General features: G+C 63.2%; 13 protein-coding genes. 5 read left to right on the plus strand and 8 right to left on the minus strand.

Annotated features, from left to right (window positions below; translation table 11 throughout):
• Position 1: 1 nt before the first annotated feature.
• Positions 2-1042, minus strand: a complete 1041-nt coding sequence (locus tag JN302_RS31725; protein WP_202330318.1) for a zinc-dependent alcohol dehydrogenase family protein — start codon at positions 1040-1042, stop codon at positions 2-4.
• Between the two features lie 27 nt (positions 1043-1069).
• Complete coding sequence (locus tag JN302_RS31730) at positions 1070-2020, minus strand: DMT family transporter (RefSeq protein ID WP_202330319.1); 951 nt, start codon at positions 2018-2020, stop codon at positions 1070-1072.
• Positions 2021-2139: 119 nt separating this feature from the next.
• Between JN302_RS31730 and xseA the strand changes: the two genes are divergently transcribed.
• Both xseA and JN302_RS31740 read left to right on the plus strand, forming a co-directional pair.
• On the plus strand, positions 2140-3708 hold the full coding sequence (gene xseA, locus JN302_RS31735; RefSeq protein WP_202308377.1) for an exodeoxyribonuclease VII large subunit: 1569 nt from the start codon (positions 2140-2142) through the stop codon (positions 3706-3708).
• A 148-nt stretch (positions 3709-3856) separates the two neighbouring features.
• Positions 3857-3997 carry a DUF1127 domain-containing protein gene (locus tag JN302_RS31740; RefSeq protein WP_202308380.1) on the plus strand — a complete coding sequence of 47 codons (141 nt, stop codon included), beginning with the start codon at positions 3857-3859 and terminating at the stop codon, positions 3995-3997.
• A gap of 66 nt (positions 3998-4063) precedes the next feature.
• Here JN302_RS31740 and JN302_RS31745 read toward each other — a convergent pair whose 3' ends face one another.
• A complete protein-coding gene (locus tag JN302_RS31745) occupies positions 4064-4312 on the minus strand; it encodes a hypothetical protein (protein ID WP_202308382.1) in 249 nt (82 codons plus the stop codon).
• A gap of 207 nt (positions 4313-4519) precedes the next feature.
• Here JN302_RS31745 and JN302_RS31750 point away from each other — a divergent pair, with 207 nt between their 5' ends.
• A complete protein-coding gene (locus JN302_RS31750) occupies positions 4520-5023 on the plus strand; it encodes a methyltransferase family protein (protein WP_202330320.1) in 504 nt (167 codons plus the stop codon).
• A 312-nt stretch (positions 5024-5335) separates the two neighbouring features.
• Here JN302_RS31750 and hydA read toward each other — a convergent pair whose 3' ends face one another.
• From hydA to JN302_RS31775, 5 genes are read right to left on the minus strand one after another with little or no spacing between them, the layout of a single operon-like run.
• On the minus strand, positions 5336-6739 hold the full coding sequence (gene hydA, locus JN302_RS31755; protein WP_202308386.1) for a dihydropyrimidinase: 1404 nt from the start codon (positions 6737-6739) through the stop codon (positions 5336-5338).
• Positions 6740-6755: 16 nt separating this feature from the next.
• Positions 6756-8087: an amidohydrolase family protein gene (locus JN302_RS31760; protein WP_202330321.1), complete on the minus strand. Its 1332-nt coding sequence runs from the start codon at positions 8085-8087 to the stop codon at positions 6756-6758.
• 3 nt (positions 8088-8090) lie between these two features.
• Positions 8091-9371: a TRAP transporter large permease gene (locus tag JN302_RS31765; RefSeq protein WP_202330322.1), complete on the minus strand. Its 1281-nt coding sequence runs from the start codon at positions 9369-9371 to the stop codon at positions 8091-8093.
• Complete coding sequence (locus JN302_RS31770; RefSeq protein WP_202330323.1) at positions 9368-9907, minus strand: TRAP transporter small permease; 540 nt, start codon at positions 9905-9907, stop codon at positions 9368-9370. Before JN302_RS31770 ends, JN302_RS31765 begins: the two co-directional genes overlap by 4 nt.
• Positions 9904-10902: a TRAP transporter substrate-binding protein gene (locus tag JN302_RS31775; protein WP_202308394.1), complete on the minus strand. Its 999-nt coding sequence runs from the start codon at positions 10900-10902 to the stop codon at positions 9904-9906. Before JN302_RS31775 ends, JN302_RS31770 begins: the two co-directional genes overlap by 4 nt.
• A gap of 224 nt (positions 10903-11126) precedes the next feature.
• Between JN302_RS31775 and JN302_RS31780 the strand changes: the two genes are divergently transcribed.
• Positions 11127-11849, plus strand: coding sequence for a GntR family transcriptional regulator (locus tag JN302_RS31780; protein WP_202308396.1), 723 nt, complete (start codon positions 11127-11129; stop codon positions 11847-11849).
• A gap of 25 nt (positions 11850-11874) precedes the next feature.
• On the plus strand, positions 11875-12618 hold the full coding sequence (locus JN302_RS31785) for an aspartate/glutamate racemase family protein (protein ID WP_202308398.1): 744 nt from the start codon (positions 11875-11877) through the stop codon (positions 12616-12618).
• Positions 12619-12898: the final 280 nt, after the last annotated feature.

Raw genomic sequence — 12898 nt, forward strand, 5'->3', positions numbered from 1 at the left:
GTCAGAATCTGTCGACGACGGTGATGCCTCGTCCCTCGAAGCTGTCCATGCGCGTCAGCGCGGCGGGCGCCTCGTCGAGGTGGATGCGCTTGCCGATCAGCTTCTGCGGCGCGAGTGTGCCCGTCTCCAGCATGTCCATCATGGCCTGGTAGCGGAAGGCCTGCATGCCGTGGCTGCCCAGGATCGCCAGCTCATGGGCAATCACCTTGTCCATGGGGATCGCCGGCCGGGCATGATCGTCGAGCATCAGGCCCACCTGCACATGGCGTCCACGGCGACGCAGATTGGCGATCGAGTTGAAACAGGTCCTGGGATGGCCCAGCGCGTCGATCGAGACATGGGCGCCGCCCCGGGTGACATCCCGCACCGCGCCGACGACGTCCTCGGTGGCCGCCGCATTCACGGTCGCCACCGCGCCGATCTCCCGGGCGAAGGCGAGTTTGTCCTCGGTCAGGTCGACGGCGACCACATTGGCGCCCATCGCGGTCGCGGTCATGATCGCGGACAGCCCGACCCCACCGCAGCCATGGACAGCCACCCATTCGCCGGGCAACACCTTGGCCTGGTCGACGATCGCCCGGAAGGACGTAACGAAACGGCAGCCAAGGCTGGCCGCGGTGACGAAGTCGAGCCCGTCCGGAAGCCGGACCAGATTGACGTCGGCGAAATCGAGGGCGACAAATTCGGCGAAGGACCCCCAGGCGGTGAAGCCCGGCTGGAACTGGTTCTCGCAGACCTGGTGATTGCCCGACATGCACTCGTGGCAATGGCCGCAGCCGGCGACGAAGGGAACGGTGACCCGGTCACCGACCCGCCAGCGCCGGACGTCCTTGCCGACCGACATCACGGTTCCGGCCAGTTCGTGCCCCGGCACATGCGGCAGCACGATGTCGGCGTCGTGCCCCATCCAGCCGTGCCAGTCGCTGCGGCAGAGGCCGGTCGCCTCGACCTTGACGACGACGCCCGCAGCATCCGGCTCGGGATCGGGCACCGTGCGGATCACGGGAGCCTGGCGGAATGCTTCGAACAGGACGGCTTTCATCGACGTTTCTCCCGCAATCGCGGCGTTTTAGCGCTTGCCGCTTCGAATCACCAGGACGTTGCCGAGGGCGACGAGGCCCAGCCCGACGGCCGCCCAAGGCGTCCATTGATAGCCCTCGAAGACGGTCGAGATCAGCAGCGCGAAGACCGGGAACATCACCGTCGCGTAGCCCGCCCGCGCCCCGCCGATCCGTCCAAGCAGCGTCAGATAGGCGGCGAAGGCGACCACGGTCGAGACCACCGCGAGAAACAGGAGCGAACCGAGATAGGCTACCGTCGGCTCGATGATGAAGGGGCGGCCGAAGAGCAGCGCCAGGACGGCGGACCACGCCGTGCCGTAAAGCATGCCCCAGGCGTTCATCGAAATGAGCGGCAGGCCGCGCCGCTGCGCCGACGCCGAAACCAGGTTGCCCAGGCAGAAGGACAGCGTGCCGGCCACGCATAGGAGAAGGCCGGTCACCGTACCGCCGGACAATCCGTGTGCGGCCATTTCCGGCCAGAACATCAAGGCGATGCCGGAAAAGCCGATCAGCCCGCCGGCCAGGATCCGCGCCGACGGGCGCTCGCGCATCACGATCGCGCCGAGCATCATGTTGACGACCGATGCCAGGGAGAAGACGACGGAAAGAAGGCCGCTCACCAGATGGAGGGCACCGTAGTAGAACAGCAGGAAGTTGGACGAAAAGATCAGCACGCCAAGCGCGGCGAAGCGCAGATGGTCGGCAATGGGAAAGCGCAAGGGACGGCGCGACAGGAGCACCCAGCAGAACATCAGCACCGTCGCGATGGCGAAGCGCCAGACGAGATTGACCTCGTTGGAGACGGTGCCGACCTGCAGCGAGATCGCGAACCAGGAAGCACTCCAGGCGACGACGGTCAGGGCGTAGAGTCCGTAGTCGATCGGCTCAAACGGCTTGTCGGTGCGCGACGAAGCAAGAGGGGGCGCCGCAACCTGGCGCGGCTGGGACTGGACGTTCATGTGTGCTCCCTAGATCCGCCGCCGAGGCAGCGTCCAGCCAATTCTTCTGATCCCTGCATCAGGCGAAGCGATCGACGCGCCACTTGACCTCGGGCGGACAAGGCGCGCCAATCCGGTTCATGAGCGACTTCCTTGCCAACGATTCGAAGACCAACGCCGCCGAATATACGGTGAGCGAGATATCCGGCGCGCTGAAGCGGGTGGTCGAGGATGCCTTCGGCAATGTGCGCGTGCGCGGCGAGATTTCCGGCTATCGCGGGCCGCATTCTTCCGGCCACGCCTATTTCTCGCTGAAGGACGACCGTGCCCGCATCGAGGCAGTGGTGTGGAAGACAACCATGTCCAGGCTGAAATTCCGGCCCGAGGAAGGCATGGAGGTCATCGCCACCGGCAGGCTGACCACCTATCCCGGCTCGTCCAAATACCAGATTGTCATCGACAATCTGGAGCCCGCCGGCGCCGGCGCGCTGATGGCGCTCCTGGAGGAACGCAAACGCCGGCTCGCCGCCGAGGGCCTGTTCGACCAGGACCGGAAGCGCCGCCTGCCCTACATGCCGGGCATTATCGGCGTCGTCACCTCGCCGACCGGGGCGGTCATCCGCGACATATTGCACCGCATCCGCGATCGTTTCCCCTTGCATGTGCTGGTCTGGCCCGTGCGGGTGCAGGGCGAGACGGCCGGCGCGGAGGTGACGGCGGCGGTCGAAGGTTTCAACGCGCTCGCTGCCGACGGGCCGATCCCGCGTCCCGACGTGCTGATCGTGGCGCGCGGAGGCGGCAGCCTCGAGGATCTCTGGGGCTTCAACGACGAGGGGCTGGCACGCGCCGTCGCCGCCTCGAAGATCCCGGTGATCTCGGCCGTCGGCCACGAGACCGACTGGACGCTGGTCGATTTCGTCGCCGACATGCGTGCTCCGACGCCGACGGGCGCGGCCGAATTCGCCGTGCCGGTCAAGGCCGAACTGCAGGCGACGCTGGCCAGCCTCGCCGCCAGGCTTTCGGGCGCTACGTCGCGCGGCGTCGAGCGCAAACGCCAGGCGCTGCGCGCCGCCGGTCGCGCGCTCCCTTCGCCGGACCAGTTGCTGGCGCTGCCGCGCCGCCGTTTCGACGAAGCCACCGCCCGGCTCGGCCGCGCGCTCGTCGTCAGCACCGAACGCAAGCGCGCGCGGCTCGACGCGGCGCGGATCGCGCCCTCGCTGCTGGCGCGCAGGCTGGCCGAGGCCCGCCGCCATCTGGATCACGCGGCCGGCCGGCTGCCGAAAGGTGCCCAGGCGGGCCTGCGCGAACGCCGGCGACATCTCGCGACACTCAATGCCCGCATGACGGTCGAGCCGATTGCCCGGCATGCGGCCGAGCTTCGTCGCGAGGAACAGCGGATCGCCGTGCGGCTGCGCCGGGCCGTCGACGGCCTGCTCGCTGCCCGCCGCACCCGTTTCAGCCAGGCGGAAAGGATGCTCTCGACGGTCTCCTACCAGTCGATCCTCGAACGCGGCTTCGCCGTGGTGCGCGACGCGGACGGCCAGACGGTCAAACGCGCAGCAGCGCTGGGGGCCGGTGCCCCGCTCTCGATCCAGTTCGCCGACGGCGTGGCCGGCGCCGTCGCGACCGGCTCGGCCGATACGCCAAAACCGCGGCCGAAACCGGCCCCCAAGGACAGGTCCGGCGGCCAGCAAGGCTCGCTGTTCTGAACAGCGGGGGCGCCCGGACACAGCCTTAAAGAAGAATGAATGCTGCATTGCACCACGCGCATTGCCGCCATGCAATGTCGTCGCTTCAACCGCGCCGCGACCCTCACTATCTCACCGGCAACAGGAAATTCACGAAATGGAGGGTCAGATGAACCTTATTCGCAACTATCAGAACTGGCGCCGCGTGCGCGAGACGATCAACGAACTGAACCGCTTGTCGAACCGTGAACTCGCCGATCTCGGCATCAACCGCGCCGAGATCGACCGGGTGGCGCGTCAGGGCCGCTGATCGATCATTTCAAACGCCGACAAGAACCCGCCGCGAAACCGGCGGGTTTTTTGTTGGGGCCAACACTCACGCGGCGTCCGCGCCAACCTCGGTCGCCTGCGGGCGCGATGCGCCAGACCGGTTGCCGATCGCTGTCAACCGCAGCAGATCCCTGTCGCGCATCCCACTCTGATACGCACTGATCAGCCGGCGCGCGACCGCGTCGGCTTCGCCGCCGAGCGATTTCGGCAGGCATCCGTCGAAGACCTCCTGAAGGAATGCCAGTTCGTGGGGGCGAAAGACCCCGCATTTCACAATGCCTGGAGAAATAGCCATGCCAACCTCCCATTATATGGGCGGGAGCACACAAGGTCTTTCGACCGACAGAGCCCCATTGCCATGTCATGATGAAGAGGGTTTCCTATCACATTTTGGGGCGATCCTCTAATCACGGAGGAAGACAAGCAGGAACATGGATATAGCCTGCCCACCTTACGGAGGAGGCGGGAAGGACGTGGCAGTCTATTTGAAGGAGGTTCATCCATGCGCAGGCAGACGGCCGTCATCGGCTCGGCGGTCTTCTTCGTCGCGGTGCCGCTGGTGGTGGGCGGCATCATTCCGTGGCTGTTGAACGGCTGGCAATTCCGACCGGCCTTCCCCGGCATGGCGCCGATCCGTCTCGCGGGCATTGCCCTCGTACTTGCCGGCCTGCCGGTGCTGATCGATTCCTTCGCACGCTTTGCGCTCCAGGGACTGGGCACGCCGGCGCCGGTCGCACCGACGCGGCATCTGGTGGTGACCGGCTTCTATCGCCATGTCCGCAACCCGATGTATGTGGCGGTGCTTGCCGTCATTCTCGGCCAGGCGCTGCTGTTCGCGGATGTGAGACTTCTCGCCTATGGCTTCGTCTTCTGGCTAGCCTGCCACCTCTTCGTGGTCTTCTACGAGGAACCGACGCTCAGCCGCAGCTTCGGCGCCGATTATGACGTGTTCCGGGCCAATGTGCCGCGCTGGATTCCGAGGTTCCGTCCGTGGTCGCCGCGGTAACGGAAATTCGCAGCAGGTTGTTGTCACATTGTTTGAATTGATGGCACGCAGATGGCCTGTGGGTATTTCAGGCGAGCCGCAGCGCCACGACCCTCCATTCAGCCAGAGTCTGACGGCGATGAGATCTATTTTGAGACGCCAAGCGGTTTTTGGAAGCCTCGTTGCCGAAAGGTTGCGACAGAACCTCGGAAGCTGCGAGACAACTCGGCCTCTGCCGCTCAGCTGTCTATCGGGAGATGCGACGAAACGGGATCAGTCGCCCAAGCCGATCTCTTTCCGTTCGTCACCCTCCGTTGCTTGGCGAAGCCAAAATCAGGCATAGACGCTGCGATCCCTCGCAATGTGATCTCCATGGCCCTTCGCGCCGACCAGAACGCCGTCCCGGACGATCACCTTTCCCCGTAACATGGTCATCACGGGCCAGCCGGTGATCTCAAGCCCTTCATAGGGCGAATAATCCGACCCGTCGTGCAGAAGGCCGTGCGTCAGCGTCTGCCTGATGCCGGGATCCCAGATCGCGATATCGGCATCGCCGCCGACGGCGATCGTGCCCTTGCGGGGATACATGCCGTACATTTTTGCGTGGTTCGTCGACGTCAGCGCAACGAAGCGGTTGATGTCGATACGGCCCTTGACCACTCCTTCCGAGAAAAGGATGGGCAGCCGCACCGCGACGCCTGGAATGCCGTTCGGTATCCAGCGGAAGCTGGTGCGCCCGCGCGGCGTCAGCTTGCCCTCGGGATCGTCGTATCGGAACGGGCAATGATCCGACGAGAACACCGAGAACACGCCCTGCTGGATGCCTTCCCAGCACGCCGCCTGACTGGCCGCGTCGCGCGGCGGCGGAGAGCAGACATATTTTGCGCCCTCCATGTTGAGGCCATCGAGATCCTTCTCGGTAAGGACGAGATACTGGGGACACGTCTCGCCGAAAACCTTCAGGCCCCTTTGCTGCGCGCGGCGGATTTCCTCCATCGACTCACGGTTGGAGACGTGAACGATCATCACCGGCACGTCGGCGATCTCGGCGAGTGAGATCGCGCGATGGGTCGCCTCGCGCTCGACCGCGATCGGACGCGAAGTGGCGTGGAACCGAGGGGCCAAATTGCCGAGCTGTTCCATCCGGTCCGTCAGGAAGCGAATGGCGTCATAGTTCTCCGCGTGAACCATCACCAGCGCGCGGCTCGACCGGGCGACCGACATAACCCTCAAGAGATCGAAATCGCTGAGCGCGAGCCCCTCATAGGTCATGAAGACCTTGAACGACGAATAGCCGTCCTCGACCAGCGCCGGCAGCTCCTGCCCGAGAACCTGTTCCGTCGGATCGGCGATGATCAGGTGGAAGGAGACGTCGACATAGCACTGGCCTTCGGCCTTGGCGTGGTAATGCTTCAACGCCTCGCGCAGGGACTGTCCCTTCTCCTGCAGGCAAAACGGCATGATCGTGGTATTGCCGCCGAATGCCGCGGAGCGCGTTCCGCTTTCGAAATCGTCCGCCATAACGATGCCTTCGCCGGATGGCTGGGACACATGAACATGGCTGTCGATACCGCCGGGCAGCACCCATTTTTCGCTTGCGTCAACGATGTCCGCCGCTTCGCCGAGATCCTGGCCGAGAGCGGCAATACGGCCGTCCCGGATACCGACATCGCACGCGAAAACGTCAGACGCCGTCGCGATCCGCCCGCCGCGGATAATGGTGTCGAAAACCGACATTGCACTCTCCCGGAGTTCACGCGGCGCGTGCGCGCGACCACAGACTTTCGGCAGCTCTCTGCGCATCGCGCAGGATCTCGTCCTGATCGACATGAAGCGGACGTCCGTCTTCAACCACGACGACGCCATCGACAATGACCATGTCGACGTCACGACCCTGAGCGGTATGCACCAGATTTCCGAGCGGCTCGATGTTCGGGACAAGATGGGGACGGCGATAGTCGAAGATGACCATGTCCGCTTTCTTTCCAACCTCTAGCGAGCCGATCTCGTTCTCAAGCCCCATCGCCCGGGCACCGCCCATCGTCGCCATCTCAAAAACCGTGTGCGGCTGCCAGAAATCGGTCACGTGTCCTTCCTGAACGCGGCCCGAGTTGAGCGCCCAGCGCATCACTTCGACCATATCGGCATGCATGTTGTCGGTTCCCAGCGCAAACTGCGCGCCCGCCTTCCGGAGAGCTGTCGTCGGCGCGATCGTTCCTCCCGTCTGGTTGCCCTTGGCGATATGTGCGACATGGACACGCCGGCCGCCGATGCGGGCAATGTCCTGCGCATCGACGTGGATGCAATGGGCGGCGAGCAATCGGTCGTCGAGAAGCCCGATATCGTCATAGAGCTCGGGCGGGCTCATGCCGTCGCGCTCGCGAATGCGTTCGACTTCCAGGCGGCTCTGCGACAGGTGCGACTGTACACGCAGGCCGAGTCGGTCCCTTTCGTCGCGAATGCGCTCCAGAAGCCAGCGGGAGCATGTATCGGGCGCATGCGCCGCAAGGTGAACGCCAAGTCTGCCGTTTTCCTTGCCATGGAAGCGTTCGTACAGTTCCACCGCCTCGCCGAGTGACCAGTCGCCGATCTCCGGTTTGTGCTCCCACTCCGCAAGATGCACGCGAGAGAAATCAACATCGTGGATTCGCCCCGAGCCCCATACCCGGATTCCGGTTTCGGCCATGGCCGGCATGGTCAGCTGCTGGTGGACATAGGTATCGTTGATCAGCGTCGACCCGAACAGGAGCGCCTCCAGCGCACCGAGCCGCGCCAGGGCAATCGCTTCGTCCTCGGTCACTTCATGGCCGTGAGGTACCCCCGGCGTATAGGCCGGCGCAAAACCCATATCCTCCGCAACACCGCGCACCATGGTCAGGATGGCATGCGTATGGATATTGACGAAACCGGGCGTCACCACCTTGCCACGCGCATCGATCGCGCGAAAATTCTCGGCAACGGCGGGAACGCCCTGCCCGAGAGCGGCGATGCGTCCGTTCCGCACGAGGAGGTATCCATCCGTCAGGAGCGGCCGGCCGGCCGCTCCTGTCAGAATGATGGCATTACGCACAAGAAGATCGGTCATAACCTAGTACCCGAGCGTGCGCGGCAGCCACAGAACGATCGACGGGAACAATGCGCACAGCAGAAGCACGCCAAATTGTACATAGACATAGGGAAGAGACTCGCGGATGACCGTCGTCATCGGCACCCGGGTGATGCCGCTCATGACGAAGAGCAATACTCCGACCGGGGGTGTCATCATGCCGACAACAAGGTTGTAGGTGAACAGAAAACCGAAATAAAGCGGATCGATTCCGTAGGCGACGGCCACCGGAGCAAACAGCGGCACCAGCATAATGTAGGCCGCGTTCGATTCGAGCAGCATACCGATGACCACAAGTCCCGCCATGACCAACATCAGGAACACCACAGGATCCGAAGTGAATGCCTGAATGGCGTCGGAGACACGCTGCGGCACCATATCGATGGTGAAGACAAACGTAACCGCGGCGGCGAATGCAATCAGCGCACCCACCATGGCGGAGGTGACGGCGGCACGGAACATGCACGACGGAAGATCGCGGATACTCAACTTGCGCGTTATGAAGAAACCGATGACGGCAGAGTAGACAACGGCGATTGCCGCACCTTCCGTCGCCGTAAATACGCCTCCAACGATTCCGCCAACGACAATCACCGGCATGGCGATGATGATAGCGGCACGCCGAAAATGGTAGAACGCGTTGCCGAAGCTGAACTTGTCGCCTGTAAGTTCATAGCCGCGTCGCCACGAGATCCACGATGCCAGCGACATGAACGAAAGGGTAAGGATGATGCCGGGCACGATCCCGGCCATAAAAAGGCCGCCGACGGACACCGTCGATCCCGCCATCAGTGCGTACACGATCATGGCGTTGGACGGCGGTATGACGGGGTCGAGATTTGCCGCGGATGCGATCACCGCGCTCGCGTAGCCTGGCGAGTAGTGCTTCTTCAGCGCCGGTACGAGGGAGGAACCCAGTGCGCTTGCGCTGGCGACAGCCGCTCCCGACACGGCAGCGAGGATCATGCCCGCGACGATGGTCACATGGGCCAATCCGCCATGAACGCGGCCAACCAGCGAGTTCGAGAACGCGATCAAGCGCTCCATGATGCCCGCTTTCACCATCAGTTCGCCGGCCAGCATGAACAGCGGAATCGCCATCAACGGGAAATTGTCTATGGCGTACATCATTCGCTGCGGCATGACGACAAGTTCGAAGTCGGCGTATTGCAGCGCCGCCAGCGATGCAAACCCCAGGGCAAACGCCAGCGGCATCCCGATCGCTGCCGCCAGAAGGAAAATGCAGACGACAAGAAGCGTCATAGTTCGCTCTCCCCCGCCCATGTGCCGGAGCCACCCCACACGAGAGCAACAAGATGCAGAAAGGAATGACCCACGGAGATAAGCACGGGGATGTAGAACAGAGCCGCGGTTACCGGCATGGTCGGCATGAGCTCCGGCCACTTGTCCATCGTCGCCGTCCACGAGACGGCGAGCGTGACCATCATGAGCAGCGCGCCGAGTCCTGCGCTGAGACGGAACATGCCCTCCTGCCAGCGCTCCGGCAGCAAGTGCACGATCAGGTCGATGCCGACATGCACTCCGTATTTGACGCCGTGCGGAATGGCGAGAAATATCGCCCATACAAAAAACAGCCGCGACAGTTCGTCGGCGGAATCTATCGATGACGACAGCGCGTAGCGATAGAATACCTGCAGCGAGACGAGACAGGTCATTACCGCCATGACGGCAACGATGACGACATAGGATATCCGGTCCAGAGCCCTGAGGAGGCTCTTATATGCCTTCAGGAGGCCGGATTTGTCCGGCTGCCCCTGCGATCCCGCCGCACTGGTCATTTTGTGGCCTCGGTCAGCACCTGATCCACCAGAGCCGGATCAACGCGCTTCTTGAGGTCTTCGGCGATCGAAGCCGTCGCCTTGCGCATTGCGGCGCGCGCTTCCGGCGATACCTCGTTGAACTCCATACCCGCTTCGATGAGCTTGTCGCGCCAGACAAGATCGAGACGCTCGGCCTCTGCCCGCTGCCATTCCATCGCCGCCAGCATGCTCTCGCGCACGATCGTCTGATGCTCGGGCGAAAGCTTCTCGAAAGCGCGCTTGTTCGCGACGACATTGATCATGTCGTAGAAATGGCCCGTTGCGCTCAGATATTTCTGGACCTCGTTGAAGCGACGCGTGGCGATGATGTTGTAGGGGTTTTCCTGCCCGTCGAGCACGCCCTGCTGCAACGCCGAGTAGAGCTCCTTGACGTCCATCGCGATCGGATTTGCGCCGAGCGCGCGGAACGTGGCGAGGTGCACCTCGTTCGGCTGAAGGCGGATTTTCAGCCCCTTGAAATCCTCAAGCGATTTGATCGGGTGCTGGCTGTTTGTCGCGTGGCGGTAGCCGAGTTCGCCATAGCCGAGACTGACGAAGCCGTTGTCCAGCAGCTTGGCATCGATTTTCTTGCCGACATCCCCGTCGATCACTGCAAAGGCCTTGGCGCGCGTATCGAAAAGAAACGGGAGCGACAACGTCTCGAATTCCGGGACAGTCCGCGTGAAATACGCAATTGACGTCACTACGGCGAAGATCGTTCCGGAACGCACCTGGTCCACGTTCTCCTGGGCGCCGCCAAGCTGCATGGCCGGGAAGTTGTCGATCTGAAGCTCGCCATTGCTGCGCTTCTCGACCTCCTCCTTGAAAATCTTCATCGCGCCGGTGGCGGTGTGGTCTTCCGGAAAGTTGCCGGCGAAACGAAGCCGGGTCTGCGCTTCGGCAGGGCCAAGCACGACCGCGAGACCGAACGCTCCCACAGCGAGCAGGCTCGACCATTTCCAACAATTGCGCATCACAAATCCTCCGTTGTCCCAGCCGGCGAGGATTTAGGATCCCCTGCTGCCCTGGCTCTTTTGTCGGGACCAATGATTTGCAGAAAAACGGCGGCAAGCAATCTTTTTTTGCATATCGTATGCAATTTTTAATTAGCGCATTGATTTCAGGCACAGTATGCTTCCTAATTGAGCATCGATTTGGCCACGCGGGGGGCTTGTTCCCGGTGCGGTGGAGAGATGAAATGAGCGCACCGACAAAAAGACCCCGAGGGCGTCCCCCGCTACGGCGGCCGGAAATCACCCCGAAGAAAGTGACATTCAGCGCCCTTCATGCACAGGCTTTGGGCACCCTCCGCGAGATGATCGTGACCGGCGAACTGAAGGCCGGCGAACGTCTTGCGGAAGCGGCGGTATGCGACCTTCTTGGAATCTCGCGTACGCCTCTGCGCGAGGCACTCAAACTCCTGGCAGCCGAAGGCCTTGTCGAGCTGCGTCCCAATCGTGGTGCGACGATTGCGCCGCTGCACGAAGCCGAGATCGCGGCACTTTTCGAAGCCGTCAGCGGCATCGAACGGATTGCGGCCGAGCTGGCTGCAAAACGGATGACGCCACCCGAGATTAGCCGCCTGCACGCCCTCCAGGCGCGCATGGAAGAGCATTTCGAGCGCGGACAGAGATCCGCATATTTCCGGCTCAACCAGGAGATTCATCAGCTCATAGTCGCCGGTGCGAAGAACGAGGTACTGACATCGACGCATGCCATCCTGCTGGCCCGCGCCGAGCGGGCACGCTATCTGGCCCTTGACACGCAGGATCGCTGGGACCAGTCCGTCGACGAGCATCGTCAAATTCTCAAGGCTCTCGAACAGGGGCGCGCCGAAGATGCGGGGAAGCTTCTCGGCGAACATGTTGCGCGTACAGGAGCAGCCGTCTCCGCAAATCTGAAGAATGGGACCGCCAGCTGACGGCCTACATCGTGGAGATCAAACCGTGCGTCTTCTTCTACTGAATCCGAACACGTCCGAAGGCGTAACGGAATTGATCGATCGTGCCGGCCGTGCAGCCGCCGCCTCGCAGACCGAGGTTACATCCATCACCGCTCCGCGCGGCGTGCCTTATATCGCAACACGGGCCGAGGCCGTGATCGGCGGCGCCGTTGCTCTCGAAATGCTTGCCGAGCGCCATCAGGATTACGATGCGGCCGTCATCGCCGCCTTCGGCGATCCGGGACTCGGCGGCGCGCGCGAACTCTTTCCTCTTCCCGTCATCGGCCTTGCTGAAGCCGGCATGTTGACGGCCTGCATGCTCGGCCGCCGCTTCTCGATCGTCACCTTCGCCCAGGCGCTTGCTCCGTGGTACGAGGAATGCGTCGAATGGCATGGATTGCGGGGCCGGTGCGGCGGGATCAGCACGCTCGACGGCAAGTTCGCCGCGATCGATTCCGTTCAGGAAGAGAAACAGGATCTACTCGCCCAGCTCGCACATGAGGCAATCGCGAAGCACGATACGGACGTCATCGTGCTGGCCGGCGCGCCGCTCGCGGGCCTTGCCGACAAGATCGCAGATCGCGTGCCGGTGCCCGTGATCGATTGTGTCGCCGCCGCCGTCAAACAAGCCGAAGCGCTTGCCGCCCTGAGTCCCCGCAAGGCGACGGTCGGCACGTTCCGGCGCCCTCAGGCGAAACCGACGATGGGGCTGCCCTCGGCACTCGGCGCTTGGATATCTCAATTGTAGCTCGCCGTGCATGACGCGTCCGTCATATTGCCTTCCGCTCCGTCAACGGCGTCGGCGCCCGGATTTGCGGCTTTCGCGGCTCGATGGCTGGCCTATGCTCTCCCCTGCCGACGCTTCCGCCCCTTGCCCTCACGGACAACGACGCACGGCTCGGGGCGCCACTCCTTCATCGCAGTGGACTTCCACCACCTACTCCTTGCCGGTCTCCCCGCGCACCTGTCACCGACATTCTCACCGTAATTCCAGACTGGATCGTCACGCCCATCGCCGCGGACTCGCC

Source organism: Mesorhizobium sp. L-8-3, assembly GCF_016756615.1.
Taxonomy (GTDB): Bacteria; Pseudomonadota; Alphaproteobacteria; order Rhizobiales; family Rhizobiaceae.

Excerpts from the sequence above, each read along its gene's own strand:
- JN302_RS31725 (WP_202330318.1), bottom strand. The coding sequence starts at position 1,042 with ATGAAAGCCGTCCTGTTCGAAGCATTCCGCCAGGCTCCCGTGATCCGC.
- JN302_RS31730 (WP_202330319.1), bottom strand. The coding sequence starts at position 2,020 with ATGAACGTCCAGTCCCAGCCGCGCCAGGTTGCGGCGCCCCCTCTTGCT.
- xseA (WP_202308377.1), top strand. The coding sequence starts at position 2,140 with ATGAGCGACTTCCTTGCCAACGATTCGAAGACCAACGCCGCCGAATAT.
- JN302_RS31740 (WP_202308380.1), top strand. The coding sequence starts at position 3,857 with ATGAACCTTATTCGCAACTATCAGAACTGGCGCCGCGTGCGCGAGACG.
- JN302_RS31745 (WP_202308382.1), bottom strand. The coding sequence starts at position 4,312 with ATGGCTATTTCTCCAGGCATTGTGAAATGCGGGGTCTTTCGCCCCCAC.
- JN302_RS31750 (WP_202330320.1), top strand. The coding sequence starts at position 4,520 with ATGCGCAGGCAGACGGCCGTCATCGGCTCGGCGGTCTTCTTCGTCGCG.
- hydA (WP_202308386.1), bottom strand. The coding sequence starts at position 6,739 with ATGTCGGTTTTCGACACCATTATCCGCGGCGGGCGGATCGCGACGGCG.
- JN302_RS31760 (WP_202330321.1), bottom strand. The coding sequence starts at position 8,087 with ATGACCGATCTTCTTGTGCGTAATGCCATCATTCTGACAGGAGCGGCC.
- JN302_RS31765 (WP_202330322.1), bottom strand. The coding sequence starts at position 9,371 with ATGACGCTTCTTGTCGTCTGCATTTTCCTTCTGGCGGCAGCGATCGGG.
- JN302_RS31770 (WP_202330323.1), bottom strand. The coding sequence starts at position 9,907 with ATGACCAGTGCGGCGGGATCGCAGGGGCAGCCGGACAAATCCGGCCTC.
- JN302_RS31775 (WP_202308394.1), bottom strand. The coding sequence starts at position 10,902 with ATGCGCAATTGTTGGAAATGGTCGAGCCTGCTCGCTGTGGGAGCGTTC.
- JN302_RS31780 (WP_202308396.1), top strand. The coding sequence starts at position 11,127 with ATGAGCGCACCGACAAAAAGACCCCGAGGGCGTCCCCCGCTACGGCGG.